The organism is Streptomyces sp. Inha503, from assembly GCF_047215865.1.
Taxonomy (GTDB): domain Bacteria; phylum Actinomycetota; class Actinomycetes; order Streptomycetales; family Streptomycetaceae; genus Streptomyces; species Streptomyces lycopersici.
The window spans coordinates 588,894-606,941 of record NZ_CP178360.1 but is presented as its reverse complement, the minus strand read 5'-3'; the positions used below and the strand labels follow the sequence as shown (position 1 = coordinate 606,941).

Here is an 18,048-nt window from a genome sequence, read left to right as displayed (position 1 = left end):
ACGCCGTCCCGGACGCGAGGAGGAGTCGTCCCATGCGCAGTGACACCGAGCGCAACCGCAGGCACCTGATCAAGGCGGCGGCACGGCTCTTCGAGAACTCGCCCAGGCCGGTCAGCCTCGCGGAGATCGCCAAGCATGCCGAGGTGTCCACCGCGACCGCCTACCGCCACTTCTCCTCCGTGGAGGAGATCCTGCACGCCTTCCGCGCGCAAGTGGGCTCCGAACTGAGGGACTTCAGCGCCGCCCAGACGACCCGGGGCTTGCGCAAGCTCGACGCGGTGTCGCGGTACTGGGTGTCCCTGGTCCTCGAGCACGGCGGTGCGATGGCGCAGATGCGCTCGCACCGCGGCTACCTCGAGCGCCTTCGCGAGGGCACCGGCTACCTCACCCCGCAGGCCGAGGCGCTCACCGAGCCACTGCGGCAGACCGCCGAGGAACTCGGCCTGGGAGACCTGGGCGACGAAGCCCTCTATCTGTGGAACGCGTTGTTCGATCCACGGGACATCCTCGACCTCATCAAGAGCGGACGGACCGAGGACGAGGCGGCCACCCGACTCATGGGCGCACTGCGCGGAGCCCTGATCGGATGGTCGGCGGCCCGGCACGGCACGCCGGAGGAATCCGGGTCGGTCCCTTCTCCACCGAAGGCGGACACCGGCTGAAGTACGCTGTCGGCGCACTTCAGCGCCTGAAGCACGGCTCGTGCCGGCGCCCGGCCGGCCCGCATGCGAACGGAGAGAACAGCGCACATGGACGTCAGTGCCTACCTCGAGGCCGTCTACGGCAATCTCCACCGCCGGGATCCCGCAGAAACGGAGTTCCACCAGGCGGCACACGAAGTCCTCCAGGCGATAGGACCCGTGCTCCAGGCCCACCCGGAGTACCTGCACGCCAGGATCGTGGAACGGCTCTGCGAGCCCGAACGCCAGCTGATCTTCCGGGTCCCGTGGGTGGACGACCAGGGCACGGTTCAGGTCAACCGCGGCTTTCGGGTGGAGTTCAACAGCGCCCTCGGCCCGTACAAGGGCGGGCTGCGGTTCCACCCCAGCGTCAACCTCGGCATCGTCAAGTTCCTGGGGTTCGAGCAGATCTTCAAGAACGCGCTCACCGGAATGGCGATCGGCGGCGGCAAGGGCGGTTCGGACTTCGACTCCAAGGGCCGCTCGGACGCCGAGGTCATGCGCTTCTGCCAGGCGTTCATGACGGAGCTGTACCGGCATCTGGGCGAGCACACGGATGTGCCCGCCGGGGACATCGGAGTCGGCGGCCGTGAGATCGGCTACCTCTTCGGCCAGTACAAGCGGATCACCAACCGCCATGAGTCCGGCGTTCTGACCGGCAAGCCGGTCGGCTGGGGCGGATCACACGCCCGCACCGAGGCCACCGGCTACGGCGCGGTGTTCTTCGCCCAGGAGATGCTCGCCACGCGCGGCCAGGACTTCGACGGACGGCGGGCCGTGGTCTCCGGATCGGGCAACGTGGCCATCTACGCCATCGAGAAGGTCCACGCCCTCGGCGGACGGGTGGTGGCCTGCTCCGACTCCTCCGGCTACCTGGTCGACGAGGACGGCATCGACCTGGAACTGCTCAAGGAGATCAAGGAGGTGCGCCGCGAGCGGATCTCCGCCTACGCCGAGGCGAAGACGACCGCGCGGTTCTCCGCCCGGGGGTCGGTGTTCGACGTGCCGTGCCAGGTGGCGCTGCCCTGCGCGACCCAGAACGAACTGCACCAGCAGGACGCCACCGCGCTGACGAAGAACGGTGTGCTGGCCGTGGCCGAAGGCGCGAACATGCCGTGCACGCCCGAGGCGGTCGAGGTCTTCCGCGGCGCGCGGATTCTGTTCGGCCCCGGCAAGGCGGCCAACGCGGGCGGGGTGGCGACCTCCGCACTCGAGATGCAGCAGAACGCGTCCCGCGAGAGCTGGAGCTTCGAACGTACGGAGGACCAGCTCGCCACCATCATGCGGCGGGTGCATGCGCAGTGCCGCGCCACCGCGGAGACCTACGGCGGCGACGCCGACGACTACGTGCTCGGCGCCAACACCGCGGGCTTCCTCCGTGTCGCCGAGGCCATGACCGCCCAGGGGGTCGTCTGAGTCCGGAGTACTCCCGTGCACGGGGGCCGTGCGGATGCCGTACACAGCGTCAGGGTGTCGGCGTCCGCATGAGGGCCGCGGCTCGAGCGGCGATGTCGGCCACGATGCGGCCCGCCGGGACGACGTCGTGGACAAGCCCGGCGGTCTGGCCCGCGTATAGGGCGAGAGCCTCGAGGTCGCCCGACATGCCGGGCACAGGCACCATGTCCTCGTAACGCGGCCAAGCCCGTCCGTCGGCGCCGCGGGCCACCACGGTGCCTTCTCCGGGACGATTCGGCGCGGCGGGACGGCCCGCGGCCTCCCAGGCGCTGAGCGTGGAGTTGCGCAGTGCGCGATGCGGTGCGTTGGGCCAGCCTCCGTCGAAGCACCGGGTGTGCACGGCTTCCTGCGGCGCCGCCCGGATGACGGCTTGGCGGTAGACCTCGTGCGTGGCGGCCTCGCATGCCGTCAGGAATCGGGTGCCCAGCCATCCCGCCTGGGCCCCGAGAGCCAGTACGGCCGCGAGCCCGCGCCCGTCGGCGATGCCGCCTGCCGCGATGACGGGCACCGGGTACACAGCGTCCACGACTGCGGGCACGAGCGCCATCGTGGTGGTCTCCCCGCGCACATGGCCGCCTGCCTCACACCCCTGGGCCACGATCACATCGACACCGGCGGCAACAGCGGCTTCGGCCTCGGCGACGGAACCGACGGTGTGGAGGTGAACGGCGCCGGCCGAGTGCGCGCGTCCGGCGACAGCCGAGGGATCGCCCCAGAACGTCGAGATGACCGGCACGCTCTCCGCCAGGCAGGCGTCCAGAAGTTCGTCCACCGGGAAGTCCAGCACCAAGTTCACGGCGAAGGGCCCCGGCGTCGACCGCCGAACCTCCCGGATCCGGCGCACCGCCTCTTCCGCGGTGACCCACGTCAGAGCAAGGGTGCCGAGGCCGCCGGCGTCCGTCACCGCGGCCACCAGGTCCGTCGTGACCGCGGACCCGATGGGCGCCTGCACCACCGGCACCTCGATCCCCAACTGCCGACACAGAGGTGTGGTCAATGCCGTCATGCTGCCCTCCACGCATTGGAGCGGTTCGGTTTCCGAATCACCGGGCGATGTTAATGTTTCGAAAACCGAAACACCAGGGGCTGTGGATCTACGGGAGGGCAGGAGGACCGCGATGGTTGCACCGACACCAGGACGGCCGGTGCGTGGCTCGACCACCGGACGCCCTCTCATGGCCGCGCTCGATCTGTTCGGCCGGCGATGGAGCCTGCGAGTGGTGTGGGAGCTGCACGAAGGCGGCCTGGGTTTCCGCGCTCTCCGGGGACGCTGCGGGAACATGTCCTCCAGCGTGCTGCGTCAACGCCTCGTCGAGCTGATCGAGGCGCGTCTGGTGCATCAAACGCCGGACGGCCACTACGCCCTCACCGCGCTGGGACGGGAGGCTCGCACCGCCCTCAGCCCCCTCGTCGAATGGTCGGCCACCTGGGCCGCCACACTGGCCGAGCAGTCCGCCGATCCGGGCACCCCTGCCGTCGGCGTTCCGGACATCTCCGATGCGGGGCAGGAGCGGACCTGAGGGTCGCGGCCGTGGTGCGCGCCGAGGACCGCTCCCGATAGCCTTCCGCGTCGCCGTCGATCGCCGAGTCCGCGTCGGCTACGAGGCCGACGGTCCGGTCCAGTCGGCGGCCACATGGCCGATGCGCACCCGCTGCGGGTGGTCGCCGACCGACACGGACGCGGTCTTCTCGCCCGTCGCGAAGTCGATCGCGGTGACCCGGTCGGCACCGCTCTCGGAGACGACACACGAGGTGCCGTCGCCGCTCACCGTCGCCCAGTACGGCTTCGAGGTCGGCACCAGGGGGCCCTCCTGGAGCGATTCCCGGTCCACGACGGTCGCGTAGTCGTCCATCGTCCCGGCCACGCACAGCTTCTTGCCGTCGGGGCTCATCGACAGGCCGTGGTGGCGGGAGTCGTTGACCCAGGTGGTCCGGTCCTCGCTGGTCTCGGGGTTCTTCGGCAGGGTCTTCGCACGGGTGATCTTGTCCTTGGCCACGTCGTACTCCAGGAACCCGTTGAAGAAGGAGACCTGGAAGTAGAGCTTGGACTCATCGGGGGTGAAGGCGACGGGCCGGACGGCGTCGGACAGGTCCTTGCGACCGAAGGCGTCGAGCCGTTCGCGCATGTCGATGACCTTCACCTGCCGATATGTGGTCGTGTCGACCACGGTGATGTGCCGGTCGCCCTTCGTCCAGTCCATCGACGGATCGTCCAGGTCGGTGTTGACCTCGCCGATCGACATGTTCCAGAGATACTTGCCGCCGTCGGTGAAGACGTTCTCATGGGGCTTGTCACCGGCGGAGAACGAACCGAGCTGCTTCCCCGTCTCGATGTCGAGGACATGCACGGTGTTCGACGTCGAAGCCGACACCGCGACGTGTTTGCCGTCGGGGGACACGGCCATGTGGTCCGCGCGGAATCCCGACACGGGGAAGCGCCAGTTGACCTTGCCCGTCGTGACGTCGATCGAGACCACGTCGGCGAAGCTGGGCCGGGAGACGACGATGGCGGAGCCGTCCGGGGTGGAGTACATGTCGTCCACGAACTGGTCGTGGCCTTCTCCCGGCCCCAGCCGGATCCCCAGGAAGAAGGCGAGTTTGATGGGGTTGAGGTAGATCTCGGTGAGCCGCTGGTCCTTGTCCGGTATGACGTTGATCCGGCCGATCCTGGCCAAGTCACCGGTGGACTTTATGACGTCGGCGGTGCCGTCCCAGTTGTTGCCCACGAACATCACTTCCCGCAGGCCGTCCGTATTCGGCTGTGCGGAGGCGCTCACCGCCGTGGAACCGGTCATGGCCAGCGCCACGGCGGCGGCGAGGGAGAGAATCGTTCGGGTGGAGCCACGGTGCTCGGGAGGCATGGTCACTCCATTGGAGGTGATGGGGGTCTGTCATCGTCGGGGCGCCACCTACTGGAAAGTAATGAAGGCGGGCATCTCCCACAAGAGCTCCGACGGCAAAAAATGACAGGTTCTCAACTTCGGATGGAGGACTGGTATCCCTTTATGGCTTGATGCCGACGCCGGCCCACAGACTGACCTCGGCGTCGCTCGGCACCGGGCCGTCCTCCGGGGCCGCTCCGCCGTCCTCGGCGGGCAGCCGCCAGCGGTGGCCGACGACGATACCCGGCTCGATCAGGTCCAGACCGGTGAAGAAGTCCGCCACGGCCGACTTGTCACGGAACTGCACCGGGGTTCCGGCCCGGTTGTAGATGTCGGTGACCTTCTGCCAGGTCTGGGGATCGAAGTCCGGTGTGCAGTGGCTGAGGGCGAGCGCGCTGCCCGAGGGCAGCGCGCTCATCAGACGGCGGACGAGCCCGTGCGCGTCCTGGGCGTCGGTGACGAAGTGCATGAGTGCGTTCAGGCTGAGGGCGACGGGCTTGGTCAGGTCCAGCGTCTCGATGAGCCCGGGGGACCGGAGGATGGTCTCGGGTTCGTTGACATCCGCCCTGATGTAGGCGGTACGGCCCTCCGGGGAGCTGTTGAGCAGGGTCTGCGCGTGGACGAGGACCATCGGGTCGTTGTCCACGTAGACGATCCGGGCGTCGGGCGCCACGGACTGCGCCACCTCGTGCAGATTGGGTTTGGTCGGAATGCCGGTGCCGATGTCGAGCCACTGCCGGATGCCGTGGTCCCGGGCGAGCACGCGCGTGGCGCGGTGCATGAACGCACGGTTCTCCCTGGCGCATACGAAGATGCCGGGGTAGGAGGCCGCGACCCTGCCGGCGGCCTCCCGGTCTGCCTCGTAGTTGTCCTTCCCGCCGAGGTAGAAGTCGTACATGCGGGCGGAGTGAGCCTTGTCCGTTCGCAGGTTCAGGGCATTCGGCAGTTCGTGAGTCATGCGAGCTCCGGGGTGGGGGGTGTGCCTTCGGTGCCAAGCCGCACGGTCAGGCTAGGTCTTTCCCGGCGGCATATGCGCGAGAGTCGGCCACCCACGGGCGAAGGCACACCGGTTGTGACCTCAGGAGGGCGACTCCTGGCCGCCGAAGGACACACGGAGGCTGCCGTCCGTGGCGAAGGACCACTTCAGCGCGCCGGTGTAGGACGAGCACCGGGATCCGTTCGCCCCGGACCAGAACTGGTTCGAACTGTCGGCGTCACCGATGATGCGGTCCTTCGTCCCGCTGCTGCCACCGCGGCACGACACATTGTCCCGGAACACCGAAGTGCCGCCGTCGAAGGAGAAGTTGCGCTGCCCGTTGTCGATGCCGACGTTGCCCGACACCGACATATGGCCGGGGTTGCTGTTGTAGGTGAACCCGTGCTTGCCGTTGTGGTAGGCGATGCTCCGCCGGATGACGTGGTCGACGGCGATATCCGAGCCGCCGAGCTTGTAGCCGTTGCGGTCGCCGTTGGAGTTCTGGGTGCCGTCCGAGAGGGTGCCGTTGCCGTAGGCGAGGGAGTCCTCGATGGTCACCGGGCCGATGGGGCCGGTGTCCTTCTTGGTGTAGAGGTCCCAGCCATCATCGATGTTGTTGTGGGACACGTCGTAGCGGAACACGTTCCCGGAGCCGACCGTGAGCTTCGCGGCGAATCCATCGGCGTCCTCGCCGTCGGAGTCGGCGTTGTCATGCGACTCCGAACTCACGACGAGGTTGTTCGAGGGCCACTGGTCGTGGGGGGTGCTGGAGGCGATGCGGGAGATCTGGAGCCCGGTGTCACGGTTGAAGCGGGTCACCGTGCGCTCGATGACGTTGTCGCTGCCACCGACGAAGATTCCGTTGTCACCGGCGCGTTCGACGGTGATGCCGGAGACGTGCCAGAACGACCCGTTGAGGGCGAGTCCGCGGTTCCCCGAATCCTCGCTCATGGCCGAGAAGTTCAGCACCGGGGTCTCACCGGGATAGGCGACCAGTTCCTTGCGGGCGCTCGACGTGCCGTTGTTGTCCGGTGCGATGGTGACCGTCTGCGAGAGGTTGTAGGCCCCGCCGCGCGCGTAGATCGTGCCGCCCGGGGTGATGCGGGTGATCGCCGAGGCGAGTGTGGTGGGAGAGGACTCCGTCCCGGGGGCGTCGGCACTGCCCTTCGGTGACACGAATAAGTCATCGGCGTCGAAGGACGCGGACTGCGCCCGCGAGACGGTCGGATGGACGGTGAGCAGGCCCGCCGACGCGACCAAGGTCGCCGCCGCGGCGACGAGGACGCGAGGGTATGTCCGAGAGTGCTTCATGGCGCTGAGACCTCCTGATGTGGGGGAGCCGCCGTGGAGACGGCAGACAACGCATGAGAGCGGTTGCTGGCCGCTTCTCATCGTTAGAGTCCAGAGGTGAACGCATTTGATGGGTGGTGGTGCGGCAATGCGAGTCGGAAAATTAGCAAGCGCTTGCAGGCAGGTCAATGTCCCTCACCAAGATGGCGGCTGACCTTCCGGGCTCGTCGTGCGCCAGTTACAGTGGCAGGTTGGGAGCGCTCCCATACTCTTGATCCGCTTCGATGACCGGCGCGACTGTCATAGGTGTGGTCTAGCGTGCGAACCATGGACCTGGAGCTTGCGGGACGACGGGCGATGGTGACGGGGAGCAGTGGCGGTATCGGTGCCGCCGTGGCCCGGCGGCTGGTCGACGAAGGGTGCGCGGTGCTGGTGCACGGTCGCGACCCGGCGCGCGTCGGCGATGTCGCGGAGCGGCTTCGGGCCGCCGGCGGGGTGGTGGACGTCGTGCTCGGCGACCTCGCCGATGAGGCCGCCGCCGAGGCGGTGGCCGAGCGGGCCCGGGAGTGGGGCGTGGAGATACTGGTCAACAACGCCGGCCCCTTCGCCGAGCACGACTGGGAGTCCGCGGAACCGGAGCTGTGGCTGGAGGCGATGAACGGGAACGTCGCGTCCGCGGTGCGGATGATCCGGGCCCTGGTGCCTCAGATGCGCGAGCGCGGATGGGGAAGGGTGGTCAATGTGGGCAGCAGGGCCGCGACGACTCCGTTGCCGAACATGGTCGAGTATTCGGCGGCGAAGGCGGCGGTGGTCAACATGACGACCAGCCTGGCCCGGCATCTGGCCGGATCCGGCATCACCGCGAACACGGTCAGCCCCGGTGTCATCGTGACGGACGGCATGCGGCGGATGTTCGAGGACGGAGCGGCCGCGCGAGGCTGGCCGGAGCAGTGGACAGAGCTGGAACCGCTGGTGGTGGCGGAGTACGCCCCGAACCCGGCGGGCAGGCTCGGCACCGCGGCGGATATCTCGGCGGCGGTCGCGTTTCTCGTCAGCCCGCCGGCCGGATACATCAACGGAATCAATCTGCGCGTCGACGGGGGCATCGCGCTGGTGCCGTAAGGCCGGCCGCCCACCGCTCGGGCAAACCGCCCAGCATGGATATACCGGGCCTCTCGGGGGGCGCATGGAAGGCTCCTCTAGGATTTTCGGCATGGCGAAGCGCGCGGTCCATCGGCGGGCCCGGAAGATATTGGGCGAGGAGCCCGCGGCCCTGGTCTGGTGCGAGCTCCACAAACCCATTCCCACGCCGCCCAAAGAGGTACACCGCGCCGCGGGCAGGGGGCGGCTGAAGCCGGGGCACCACTGGCTGCTGTACGTCGGTGCCGTGGTGTTCTTCTTCGTCGTCGTCCCGGTGATGCTGCTCGACAAGCTGGGCACCGGCCGACGTGACCGGCCGAACGCCCGCTCCTCCGCCTCCGGCCGCGATCGCGGACAGGATCCGACGAACCAGGTCTTCGACGGCGACTGGAGCCTGACGGCGGGCCAGTTGCTCCTGCACTGGTACGGGCACTCACCCAACCCCAAGCGCCTGGTCATGCTGGCCCGCGATCGCGTCTGTATCGCCACGTCCCCCCGCCGTCGGCTGTCGCCCACCAAGGCCGACGACTTCCAGATCGTCGCGGAGTTCCCCCGCGACCAGGCCCGCGTCGAGGGCGAGGCGGGCCAGCCGCGCGGATTCGCCACCTTCCGGCTCCGCTTCGCCGACGGCTCCTGGCTGGAAGCAGGACGGCTGGGCGAACCCGAGGACGCGGACCACTTCCTTCGCACCATCAACGGATGATCAACCAACATGGCCACCTCTCATTCGCCCCTGTCCCGCGACGACCGGCGCACCGAGCTGCGGGAGTTCCTGCGTAGCCGCCGGGCCCGGGTCTCCCCGGCCGATGTCGGCATGCCGGACGGTGGCCGGCGGCGTACGCCCGGTCTGCGGCGCGAGGAGGTCGCGGTGCTGGCGGGCGTCGGAGTGTCCTGGTACACGTGGCTGGAGCAGGGGCGCGACATCAAGGTGTCCGAGCAGGTCCTCGACGCGATCGCCCGGGCGCTGCTGCTGGGCTCCGCCGAGCGTGCCCATCTGTACCGCCTGGCCGGACTCAATCCGCCGCAGGCCCCCTCCGCGCCCTCGGCGGCACCCTCACCCGAGGTACGGCGGCTGCTGGATGCCTGGTCACCGCGGCCCGGCTATGTTCGCGACCGCCACTGGAACTTCACCGCCGTCAACGAGGCGGCACGCGTGGTGTTCGGCTACGGCGAAAGCGACCACAACTGCCTGGTCTCCTTCTTCACCAACGCCCGCTACCGGGTGCTGCACCGGAACTGGGCCGAGACCGCGACCGATGTGGCGGCCGCCTTCCGGGCCGACGCGGCACGTTACCCGGACGATCCGGAGTTCGGCCGCATCGCCGCCGACCTGGCCGCGGTCAGCCCCGAATTCGCCGAGCTGTGGGCGCGCCACGACGTGGCCGAGCACACCAGCGCGGTGAAGGCGGTCGATCACCCCGACGCCGGGACGATGATCTTCGATGCCACCTTGCTGCCACTGCCCGAGCACCCCGGGCACCATCTGATCCTGCACAACCCGCGCCCCGGCACCGACACCCAGCAGCGGCTGGAGACCTTGCTGCGGCAGCACAGCCTGGTGGTGCCACACCCAGGATGAGTGGGCACTGCCCGCGTCGCCGCCGTGCCCGCAGGATCGTGGACATGAACAACAGCAGCAGGCAGATGAAGGCAGTGACCATCCCCGAGTTCGGCGACGCCGAGGTGCTCCGCGTTGCCACCGTTCCCGTCCCCGAGCCCGGACCGGGCCAGGTCGCCATCGACGTGACGTACGCGGGCGCCAACTTCGCCGAGGTCCTCTACCGGCGCGGCGTGGTCGACGTGCCGCTCCCCTTCGTGCCCGGTATCGAGGTGTCGGGGCGGATCCGGGCGGTCGGTGAGGGCGTCGAGGAGCTGGCCGTCGGGCAGCCGGTGGCCGCGCTCTCGATCGTCGACAGCGGTGGCTACGCGGAGGTGGTGGTCACCTCGGCGGACCTGGTCGTGCCGCTGGACGGCCTCGGTATCGGGATGGACGTCGCCGCGGCGCTGCCGTCCAACAGCACCACCGCGTTCCTGGTGCTCGACCGGGTGGCCCGGATCGAGCCCGGGGAACGCGTTCTGATCCACGCGGCCGCCGGTGGCGTGGGAAGCCAACTTGGCCAGGCCGCCCGCCTGCTGGGCGCGGGCCACGTGGTCGGCACCGTCGGCAGCGCGGCCAAGGTCGAGACCGCCAAGCGCTTCGGCTACCACGAGGTGATCACGCGGGACCGGATCGCCGACGCGGGCGAGTTCGACGTCGTGGTCGACATGGTCGGCGGCCCGGCCCGCCGGGCGGGGCTGGACCGGCTGGCCCCGATGGGGCGCCTGGTGGTGATGGGCAACGCCTCCGGCGCCGAGGACATCGGTATCCCTGCCAATGAACTGTGGTTCACCAACAGGACCGTCTCCGGCTTCAACCTGGCCGCCTTCTCCGCCGCCTTCCCCGAGGAGACACGCCGGGCGCTGCGCCGCGCGGTGGCGGCCGCGGCGACGGGAGACCTGCGGACGCGGGTCGAAACCCTGCCGCTGGAACGGGCCGCCGAGGCCCACCGCCGCATCGAGTCGGGCACCACCACGGGCAAGCTGGTGCTCGAGGTCGCGGCGCCGTGACCTACGGCCGGGAGCGCTGAACGCCGGGACGCGGGTGCGCGGTGCTCGTCGTTTGACGGCGAGGCCGAGGCGCGCTCAAGGGTTGTCCTCGATGAGGCGTCGCAGCGAGGGGAGCAGGGCGTCGAGATCCTGGCTGGTCCGGAACGCGACGAGGGTGGTGCCGTCATCGTCCCTTCCCCCGGGGGACTGAGGTGTCGGGAAGAGCGCGAGGACTTCGCGCATCGCCTCGTCGACCTCTGCGACGGGGTCGGCGGACTCACCCCGGAGCCATCGGCGCAGTACGTGGTTGTGGGCCGCCACCACTGCCGCCGCCATGAGCTCGGCCCGAAGCGAGGCCGCCTCGGTGGGGTCGCCCATCCAGTCCGCGATGAACTCGCGGAACAGTCGCTGGTAGCGCGCCACGCTGGCGATCTCCCGATCCCGCAGGGCGGACACCTTGCTGGTGAGCGCGTACCTGCGGCGCGCGAGGTCGCCCTCGTCGATGTAGTGCAGCAGCACCAGGCGTACGGCGTCGGATACCGCGACCAGGGCGGTGCTCTCGCTGGAGGTCGCCAGGCGGTCCCTGATCAACTCCAGCAGCCGGTCATGATCGGGGAAGATGACCGCTTCCTTCGACCGGTAGTGCCGGAAGAACGTCGTACGGCCCACTCCGGCCCGTTCGGCGATGTCATCAACGGTGGTCCGCTCGTATCCGCGTTCGTCGAAGAGAACGAACGCGGCGTCCGCGAGCCGGATCCGCGCGGCTGGCTTGCTCATGACCCCTCATCCTTCCCTGTCTCAGTACTCGGAGACCACTTGCCCCACCGAGCGGTACTGAGTACCGTTCATAAGACATTGAGTACCACAGGAGGGTCCGGCGTGGATTCCGTTACACAGAGTGCCGAGGACGTGTCCAAAATCGACATCCACACCACCGCCGGCAAGCTCGCGGATCTCCAGCGCCGTATCGAGGAGGCGACGCACGCCGGCTCCGCGCGCGCGGTGGAGAAGCAGCACGCCAAGGGCAAGCTGACGGCTCGGGAACGGATCGAGCTGCTGCTCGACGAGGGCTCCTTCGTGGAGCTCGACGAGTTCGCCCGGCACCGCTCCACCAACTTCGGCCTGGCCGGCAACCGCCCCTACGGCGACGGCGTCGTCACCGGATACGGCGCGGTCGACGGCCGCCCGGTGGCCGTGTTCTCCCAGGACTTCACCGTCTTCGGCGGCGCGCTGGGCGAGGTCTACGGCCAGAAGATCGTCAAGGTGATGGACTTCGCGCTGAAGACCGGCTGCCCGGTCATCGGCATCAACGACTCCGGCGGCGCCCGCATCCAGGAGGGCGTGGCCTCCCTCGGCGCCTACGGCGAGATCTTCCGCCGCAACACCCACGCGAGCGGTGTGATCCCGCAGATCAGCCTGGTCGTGGGCCCCTGTGCGGGGGGAGCCGTGTACTCCCCGGCGATCACCGACTTCACGGTCATGGCCGACCAGACCTCGCACATGTTCATCACCGGCCCGGACGTCATCAAGACCGTCACCGGTGAGGACGTCGGCTTCGAGGAACTGGGCGGCGCCCGCACCCACAGCGCCACCTCCGGCGTGGCCCATCACATGGCGGGCGACGAGAAGGACGCCATCGAGTACGTCAAACAGCTGCTGTCGTACCTGCCGTCCAACAACCTCTCCGAGGCGCCGGTCTTCCCCGAGCAGGCGGACCTCTCCGTCACGGACGAGGACCTGGAGCTGGACACCCTCGTGCCCGACAGCGCGAACCAGCCGTACGACATGCACAGGGTGATCGAGCACATCCTCGACGACACCGAGTTCTTCGAGACACAGCCACTGTTCGCGCCGAACATCGTCACCGGCTTCGGGCGGGTCGAGGGCCACTCGGTGGGCATCGTCGCCAACCAGCCGATGCAGTCCGCCGGGTGCCTGGACATCAAGGCGAGCGAGAAGGGCGCGCGCTTCGTACGCACCTGCGACGCCTTCAACATCCCGGTCATCACCTTCGTCGATGTGCCGGGCTTCCTGCCGGGCGTGGGCCAGGAACACGACGGCATCATCCGGCGCGGCGCCAAGCTGATCTACGCCTACGCGGAGGCGACGGTCCCGCTGATCACGGTGATCACCCGCAAGGCGTTCGGCGGCGCGTACGACGTCATGGGCTCCAAGCACCTGGGCGCCGACCTCAACCTGGCCTGGCCGACCGCCCAGATCGCGGTCATGGGCGCCCAGGGCGCGGTCAACATCCTGCACCGCCGCACCCTCGCCGAGGCCGAGACCGGCGGCGACGTGGAGGCGACCCGGGCGCGGCTCATCCAGGAGTACGAGGACACCCTCCTCAACCCCTATGTCGCGGCCGAGCGCGGCTACGTCGACGCGGTGATCATGCCGTCCGAGACCCGTCGCCACATCGTGCGCGGCCTGCGTCAGCTGAGCACCAAGCGCGAGTCGCTACCGCCCAAGAAGCACGGCAACATCCCCCTCTAGTCCGGACCGCTCCTCCTGGCCTCGTCGAACGAGCAGCCCCCGACTCTTGGAGAAAACAGCATGAACGACCTGTTGGAACGAGCGGAGCAGACCGGCGCCGTCGCGGCACCGCACACGCGCGTGGTGGACCGGCCGACCGCGGCCGGGGACGGGCTGGAGCCGGCATGCTGACGAAGGTGCTGATCGCCAACCGTGGCGAGATCGCGGTCCGTGTTGCTCGGGCCTGCCGGGACGCCGGGATCGTGAGCGTGGCCGTCTACGCGGACCCGGACCGGGACGCTCCGCACGTCCGCGCGGCGGACGAGGCGTTCGCCCTGGGCGGTGACACCCCGGCGACCAGCTATCTGGTGATCGACAAGATCCTGAACGCGGCACGCGAGTCCGGCGCGGACGCCATCCATCCCGGGTACGGCTTCCTGTCGGAGAACGCCGAGTTCGCCCAGGCGGTCCTGGACGCCGGTCTGATCTGGATCGGCCCGCCGCCGCGGGCCATCCGCGACCTGGGCGACAAGGTCGCCGCCCGGCATATCGCCCAGCGCGCGGGTGCCCCGCTGGTGGCCGGGACCCCCGACCCCGTTTCCGGGGCGGAGGAGGTCGTGGCCTTCGCCGAGGAGCACGGTCTGCCGATCGCCATCAAGGCGGCCTTCGGCGGCGGCGGCCGCGGTCTGAAGGTCGCCCGCACCCTCGATGAGGTCCCCGAGCTCTACGAGTCGGCGGTACGCGAGGCGGTGGCCGCGTTCGGCCGCGGCGAGTGCTTCGTCGAGCGCTACCTGGACAGGCCCCGCCACGTGGAGACCCAGTGCCTGGCCGACACCCACGGCAACGTGGTCGTGGTCTCCACCCGCGACTGCTCCCTCCAGCGCCGCCACCAGAAGCTGGTCGAGGAGGCCCCGGCGCCGTTCCTGTCCGAGGAGCAGGTCGCGCAGCTGTACTCCGCCTCCAAGGCCATCCTCAAGGAGGCCGGTTACGTCGGCGCGGGCACGGTGGAGTTCCTGGTCGGCAACGACGGCACGATCTCCTTCCTGGAGGTCAACACCCGGCTCCAGGTGGAGCACCCGGTCACCGAGGAGGTCACCGGCATCGACCTGGTGCGCGAGATGTTCCGCATCGCCGATGGCGAGGAACTCGGCTACGGCGACCCCGAACTGCGCGGCCACTCCTTCGAGTTCCGCATCAACGGCGAGGACCCGGGCCGCAACTTCCTGCCTGCCCCGGGCACGGTGACCTCCTTCGCCCCGCCCGCCGGGCCGGGTGTGCGGCTGGACGCGGGCGTGGAGTCCGGCAGCGTCATCGGCCCCGCGTGGGACTCGCTGCTGGCCAAGCTGATCGTCACCGGTGCCACCCGCGCACAAGCCCTCCAGCGCGCGGCCCGCGCCCTGGCCGAGTTCCAGGTCGAGGGCATGGCGACCGCCATCCCGTTCCACCGCGCGGTGGTCAGGGACCCGGCGTTCGCCCCCGAACTGACCGGCTCCACCGAGCCGTTCACCGTCCACACCCGCTGGATCGAGACCGAGTTCACAGGCGAGATCACGCCCTTCGCCGCCCCCTCGGACGCGGAGACGGACGACGAGCCGGGCCGTGAGACGGTGGTCGTCGAGGTCGGCGGCAAGCGCCTGGAGGTCTCCCTGCCGTCCTCGCTGGGCATGTCGCCGTCCCGCGCCGGTCACGCCTCGGGCGCCCGCCCCAAGCGGCGCGCGGCCAGGAAGTCGGGTCCGGTCGCCTCGGGTGACACCCTCGCGTCCCCGATGCAGGGCACGATCGTCAAGGTCGCCGTCGAGGAGGGCCAGGAGGTCAAGGAGGGAGACCTGGTCGTCGTCCTGGAGGCGATGAAGATGGAGCAGCCGCTGAACGCACACAAGTCCGGCACCGTCAAGGGCCTGTCCGCGGAGATCGGCGCCTCCCTCACCTCCGGTGCCGCGATCTGCGAGATCAAGGACTGACGAACGCACCGGCCCGCCCTCGCCCCCTTCACAGAGCCGTTCCGCCGCACCCGGCGGCGGTCAGGAGAATTCGCCATGTCCCATACAGTGATCGAAACCGCAGGCGACGGCCCCTTCGCAGGGGACGGCGTCCCGACCGCCGCACCGCGGATTGACGCGGACCAGGACAGCGGCCCCATCCCAGCAGGGGGGGTCCGGGACGGGGTGCTGTACTTCCAGCGCTGCCGCTGGTGCCATACCGCGGTCTTCCGCCGCCTGCTGTGCCCTGTCTGCGGCTCCACCGACATGGCCGAGGAACGCAGTGACGGTACCGGCGTCATCTATCACGTCACCGTTGTCGGCCGCAGCGCGGGCAGGCCTCGCGCCATGGCCATCATCGACATGCGCGAAGGGTTCCGTCTCCGTGCCAGGGTCAGCGCCGTGCCGCTGGCCAGGGCGTGTGTCGGAGCCCAGGTACGGCTGGGGTTCGGGCCGCAGCCGCAGGAGATCGCCTTCCAGCTCTGCGACTCATAGCGTGCCGCTCCGCACGGAGACGCAGGCGCGCGCCGTCGATCGCTGACTCCGGCTGTCCGGCGGATGCGGCCACATACTGGAGTACCCGATCGCCCGGCTGTACCCTGACGCGCCGTCACTCGTATCTATGCCGGGACAAGTGAGGTCAGGATGGTCATCATCGCCAAGTCCCCGGGGTCGTGAGGCGTGGACGACTTCGTGGGCCGACCGGGGGCCGCCTTTGTCGCGGGCGGCACCGGGGCCATCGGTGCGGCGATCGTACGGTTGCTTGCCGCACGCGGCAGCGACATCGTCTTCACCTACCGAGCCAACCAGGACGCGGCGCACGCACTCATCGAGGAGACGAAGGCATCCGGGCGTCGGGCTGCCGCGACCGCGCTCGACCTGACCGACGAGGAGGCCACAGCACGGGCCGTCCGGGTCGCCGCGGCGGACTTCGGCGGCCTGCACACCCTCGTCTACGCGGCCGGACCGCACGTACCGATGACGCATCTGAGCAAGGTGACGCCCGGCCGGTACCGCACGCAGCTGGAGGCCGACGCGGTGGCGTTCTTCAACCTCGTCCACCCCGCGCTGTCCCCGCTGCGGGAGAGCCGGGGCAGCATCGTCGCCGTGACGACGGTCGCCACGCGGAGATTCCCGGTCCGAGACGGGCTGTCCTCAGGGGCCAAGGGGGCGGTCGAGGCGGTGGCCCGGGCACTCGCCGCCGAGGAGGGGCGGTACGGCGTCCGGGTCAACTGCGTCGCCCCCGGCATGCTCACGGACGGCATCGCCAGCCGGCTGATCAGCTCCGGCGAGCTGGACGAGGAAGCCTTGGCCGTCGCCCGGCGCAACATCCCCCTGCGCAGGTTCGGGCAGGCGCGGGACATCGCCGAGGCGGTCGTGTTCCTCGCGTCGGAGCGCGCCGGGTTCATCACCGGGCAGGCGCTGGGGGTGGACGGTGGATACAGCGTCTGACCGCGCGGCTCACGACACGATGGCCCGGCTGCCGACAGACGTACCGAAAGATCCGGGGCGAGTGATACGAGGGTCCCCGCTTCCACCGGCCGGCGGAAGCGGGGACCACGGCGCGGGTGGGTCAGAGGGCTTCCGCGGCGCTACGGAGGTTCTTGGCGGCCAGGGCCAGACCCTCGGTCTGCGAGTAGGCGGCGTCCTCGTGTTCGATGTTGACGGCCATGTCGGGGTTCACCTCGGCGAGGGTGCGCAGGAACTCCGTCCAGAAGGGGACGTCGTTGCCGAGTCCGACGGCGACGAACTTCCACGCCGGGTTCTCGGGCCAGGCGTTGCACCAGAAGCCGTAGCCGGTGGGGACCTTGCCGGGGGCGTCGGCGGGGACACGGGTGAAGGACGTGTCCAGGACGCCGCGGATGTCGGCGCCGGGGCAGAGCGTGGCGTCCTTCGCGGCGGCGTGGAATACCAGCGGGCCGAGCCACATGATGGCGGCGACGATGTCCATGCCCTGCCACATCAGATGGGAGGGGTCCATCTCGGCGCCGACGTTGGTCGCACCGGTCTCGTCGACGAGCCGCTTCAGGGTGACCGGGGAGAAGACGACGTTGTGCGGGTGCATCTCGATGGCGACCCGGACGCCGTTCTCCCGGGCGAGCGCGTCGATCTCCTTCCAGAACTCGACGGCCACGCCCCACTGGTAGTCCAGGACGTCCATGTAGACGCCGTCCCAGGGGTTGACGACCCAGGAGGGGTACTTGGCGTCGGGGTCGGAGCCCGGGGTGCCGGACATGGTGACGACGTGCTCGACGCCGAGCAGGCCCGCGAGGCGGATGGTGCGGCGCAGGTCATCGGCGTGTTTCGGGCCGACACCGGGGAGGGGGTTGAGCGGATTGCCGTTGCAGTTGAGACCGGTCAGCTCCATCCCCCGGTCGGCGAAGGCCGCAAGGTACTCCTCGCGCGCGGTGGCCGAGGACAGCAGCAGGTCGACCGGGCAGTGCGGGGAGGGGATGAAACCGCCGGTGTTGACCTCGACCGAGGTCAGACCGTTCTCCTTCAGGATGTCCAGGGCCTCGGAGAGGGTGCGGTCGTGCAGGCAGGCGGTGTAGGCGCCGAGCTTGAGGGGCATGGGTACGACTCCTTAC

At 69.5% G+C, this 18,048-nt stretch carries 17 protein-coding genes; 11 read left to right on the top strand and 6 right to left on the bottom strand.

Going from position 1 to position 18,048, the window contains the following annotated elements:
* The first annotated feature begins 32 nt into the window (after positions 1-32).
* Entirely contained in the window at positions 33-662 is a 630-nt protein-coding gene (locus ACJX2R_RS02745) for a TetR/AcrR family transcriptional regulator (protein WP_413098569.1), read from the top strand.
* An 87-nt stretch (positions 663-749) separates the two neighbouring features.
* Positions 750-2,096 carry an NADP-specific glutamate dehydrogenase gene (gdhA, locus tag ACJX2R_RS02740; protein ID WP_413098568.1) on the top strand — a complete coding sequence of 449 codons (1,347 nt, stop codon included), beginning with the start codon at positions 750-752 and terminating at the stop codon, positions 2,094-2,096.
* 49 nt (positions 2,097-2,145) lie between these two features.
* Here gdhA and ACJX2R_RS02735 read toward each other — a convergent pair whose 3' ends face one another.
* Positions 2,146-3,141 (bottom strand): NAD(P)H-dependent flavin oxidoreductase, encoded by a 996-nt coding sequence (locus ACJX2R_RS02735; protein WP_413098567.1) that lies wholly within the window; start codon positions 3,139-3,141, stop codon positions 2,146-2,148.
* Between ACJX2R_RS02735 and ACJX2R_RS02730 the strand changes: the two genes are divergently transcribed.
* Positions 3,074-3,655: a winged helix-turn-helix transcriptional regulator gene (locus ACJX2R_RS02730; protein ID WP_413098566.1), complete on the top strand. Its 582-nt coding sequence runs from the start codon at positions 3,074-3,076 to the stop codon at positions 3,653-3,655. The genes ACJX2R_RS02735 and ACJX2R_RS02730 overlap by 68 nt on opposite strands.
* 78 nt (positions 3,656-3,733) lie before the next feature.
* Here the strand turns inward: ACJX2R_RS02730 and ACJX2R_RS02725 are convergent, their stop codons facing one another.
* From ACJX2R_RS02725 to ACJX2R_RS02715, 3 genes are all read right to left on the bottom strand, one after another.
* Positions 3,734-4,996, bottom strand: coding sequence for a YncE family protein (locus tag ACJX2R_RS02725; RefSeq protein WP_413098565.1), 1,263 nt, complete (start codon positions 4,994-4,996; stop codon positions 3,734-3,736).
* Between the two features lie 142 nt (positions 4,997-5,138).
* Positions 5,139-5,975 (bottom strand): SAM-dependent methyltransferase, encoded by an 837-nt coding sequence (locus tag ACJX2R_RS02720; protein WP_413098564.1) that lies wholly within the window; start codon positions 5,973-5,975, stop codon positions 5,139-5,141.
* 120 nt (positions 5,976-6,095) lie between these two features.
* A complete protein-coding gene (locus tag ACJX2R_RS02715) occupies positions 6,096-7,304 on the bottom strand; it encodes a right-handed parallel beta-helix repeat-containing protein (protein ID WP_413098563.1) in 1,209 nt (402 codons plus the stop codon).
* Positions 7,305-7,610: 306 nt separating this feature from the next.
* Between ACJX2R_RS02715 and ACJX2R_RS02710 the strand changes: the two genes are divergently transcribed.
* The 4 genes from ACJX2R_RS02710 (at position 7,611) to ACJX2R_RS02695 (ending at position 11,030) form a co-directional block, all read left to right on the top strand.
* Entirely contained in the window at positions 7,611-8,405 is a 795-nt protein-coding gene (locus ACJX2R_RS02710; RefSeq protein WP_413098562.1) for an SDR family NAD(P)-dependent oxidoreductase, read from the top strand.
* 91 nt (positions 8,406-8,496) lie between these two features.
* Entirely contained in the window at positions 8,497-9,126 is a 630-nt protein-coding gene (locus ACJX2R_RS02705; RefSeq protein WP_413098561.1) for a hypothetical protein, read from the top strand.
* A gap of 9 nt (positions 9,127-9,135) precedes the next feature.
* The gene (locus ACJX2R_RS02700; RefSeq protein WP_413098560.1) at positions 9,136-10,002 is read left to right on the top strand and encodes a helix-turn-helix transcriptional regulator; all 867 of its coding nucleotides are present in this window, start codon (positions 9,136-9,138) and stop codon (positions 10,000-10,002) included.
* Between the two features lie 44 nt (positions 10,003-10,046).
* Entirely contained in the window at positions 10,047-11,030 is a 984-nt protein-coding gene (locus tag ACJX2R_RS02695) for a quinone oxidoreductase family protein (RefSeq protein ID WP_413098559.1), read from the top strand.
* A gap of 75 nt (positions 11,031-11,105) precedes the next feature.
* Here the strand turns inward: ACJX2R_RS02695 and ACJX2R_RS02690 are convergent, their stop codons facing one another.
* Entirely contained in the window at positions 11,106-11,786 is a 681-nt protein-coding gene (locus ACJX2R_RS02690; protein ID WP_262704529.1) for a TetR/AcrR family transcriptional regulator, read from the bottom strand.
* 102 nt (positions 11,787-11,888) lie between these two features.
* Here ACJX2R_RS02690 and ACJX2R_RS02685 point away from each other — a divergent pair, with 102 nt between their 5' ends.
* The 4 genes from ACJX2R_RS02685 to ACJX2R_RS02670 all read left to right on the top strand — a co-directional run bounded on the left by ACJX2R_RS02685 (position 11,889) and on the right by ACJX2R_RS02670 (position 16,912).
* Entirely contained in the window at positions 11,889-13,502 is a 1,614-nt protein-coding gene (locus tag ACJX2R_RS02685) for an acyl-CoA carboxylase subunit beta (RefSeq protein WP_413098558.1), read from the top strand.
* Between the two features lie 167 nt (positions 13,503-13,669).
* Positions 13,670-15,442, top strand: a complete 1,773-nt coding sequence (locus ACJX2R_RS02680) for a biotin carboxylase N-terminal domain-containing protein (protein WP_413105758.1) — start codon at positions 13,670-13,672, stop codon at positions 15,440-15,442.
* Between the two features lie 75 nt (positions 15,443-15,517).
* The gene (locus ACJX2R_RS02675) at positions 15,518-15,955 is read left to right on the top strand and encodes a Zn-ribbon domain-containing OB-fold protein (RefSeq protein ID WP_413098557.1); all 438 of its coding nucleotides are present in this window, start codon (positions 15,518-15,520) and stop codon (positions 15,953-15,955) included.
* Positions 15,956-16,141: 186 nt separating this feature from the next.
* Complete coding sequence (locus ACJX2R_RS02670; RefSeq protein WP_413098556.1) at positions 16,142-16,912, top strand: SDR family NAD(P)-dependent oxidoreductase; 771 nt, start codon at positions 16,142-16,144, stop codon at positions 16,910-16,912.
* A gap of 121 nt (positions 16,913-17,033) precedes the next feature.
* Here the strand turns inward: ACJX2R_RS02670 and ACJX2R_RS02665 are convergent, their stop codons facing one another.
* A complete protein-coding gene (locus ACJX2R_RS02665; protein ID WP_413098555.1) occupies positions 17,034-18,032 on the bottom strand; it encodes a sugar phosphate isomerase/epimerase family protein in 999 nt (332 codons plus the stop codon).
* Positions 18,033-18,048: the final 16 nt, after the last annotated feature.

Excerpts from the sequence above, each read along its gene's own strand:
- ACJX2R_RS02745 (WP_413098569.1), top strand. The coding sequence starts at position 33 with ATGCGCAGTGACACCGAGCGCAACCGCAGGCACCTGATCAAGGCGGCG.
- gdhA (WP_413098568.1), top strand. The coding sequence starts at position 750 with ATGGACGTCAGTGCCTACCTCGAGGCCGTCTACGGCAATCTCCACCGC.
- ACJX2R_RS02730 (WP_413098566.1), top strand. The coding sequence starts at position 3,074 with ATGGGCGCCTGCACCACCGGCACCTCGATCCCCAACTGCCGACACAGA.
- ACJX2R_RS02735 (WP_413098567.1), bottom strand. The coding sequence starts at position 3,141 with ATGACGGCATTGACCACACCTCTGTGTCGGCAGTTGGGGATCGAGGTG.
- ACJX2R_RS02725 (WP_413098565.1), bottom strand. The coding sequence starts at position 4,996 with ATGCCTCCCGAGCACCGTGGCTCCACCCGAACGATTCTCTCCCTCGCC.
- ACJX2R_RS02720 (WP_413098564.1), bottom strand. The coding sequence starts at position 5,975 with ATGACTCACGAACTGCCGAATGCCCTGAACCTGCGAACGGACAAGGCT.
- ACJX2R_RS02715 (WP_413098563.1), bottom strand. The coding sequence starts at position 7,304 with ATGAAGCACTCTCGGACATACCCTCGCGTCCTCGTCGCCGCGGCGGCG.
- ACJX2R_RS02710 (WP_413098562.1), top strand. The coding sequence starts at position 7,611 with ATGGACCTGGAGCTTGCGGGACGACGGGCGATGGTGACGGGGAGCAGT.
- ACJX2R_RS02705 (WP_413098561.1), top strand. The coding sequence starts at position 8,497 with ATGGCGAAGCGCGCGGTCCATCGGCGGGCCCGGAAGATATTGGGCGAG.
- ACJX2R_RS02700 (WP_413098560.1), top strand. The coding sequence starts at position 9,136 with ATGGCCACCTCTCATTCGCCCCTGTCCCGCGACGACCGGCGCACCGAG.
- ACJX2R_RS02695 (WP_413098559.1), top strand. The coding sequence starts at position 10,047 with ATGAACAACAGCAGCAGGCAGATGAAGGCAGTGACCATCCCCGAGTTC.
- ACJX2R_RS02690 (WP_262704529.1), bottom strand. The coding sequence starts at position 11,786 with ATGAGCAAGCCAGCCGCGCGGATCCGGCTCGCGGACGCCGCGTTCGTT.
- ACJX2R_RS02675 (WP_413098557.1), top strand. The coding sequence starts at position 15,518 with ATGTCCCATACAGTGATCGAAACCGCAGGCGACGGCCCCTTCGCAGGG.
- ACJX2R_RS02665 (WP_413098555.1), bottom strand. The coding sequence starts at position 18,032 with ATGCCCCTCAAGCTCGGCGCCTACACCGCCTGCCTGCACGACCGCACC.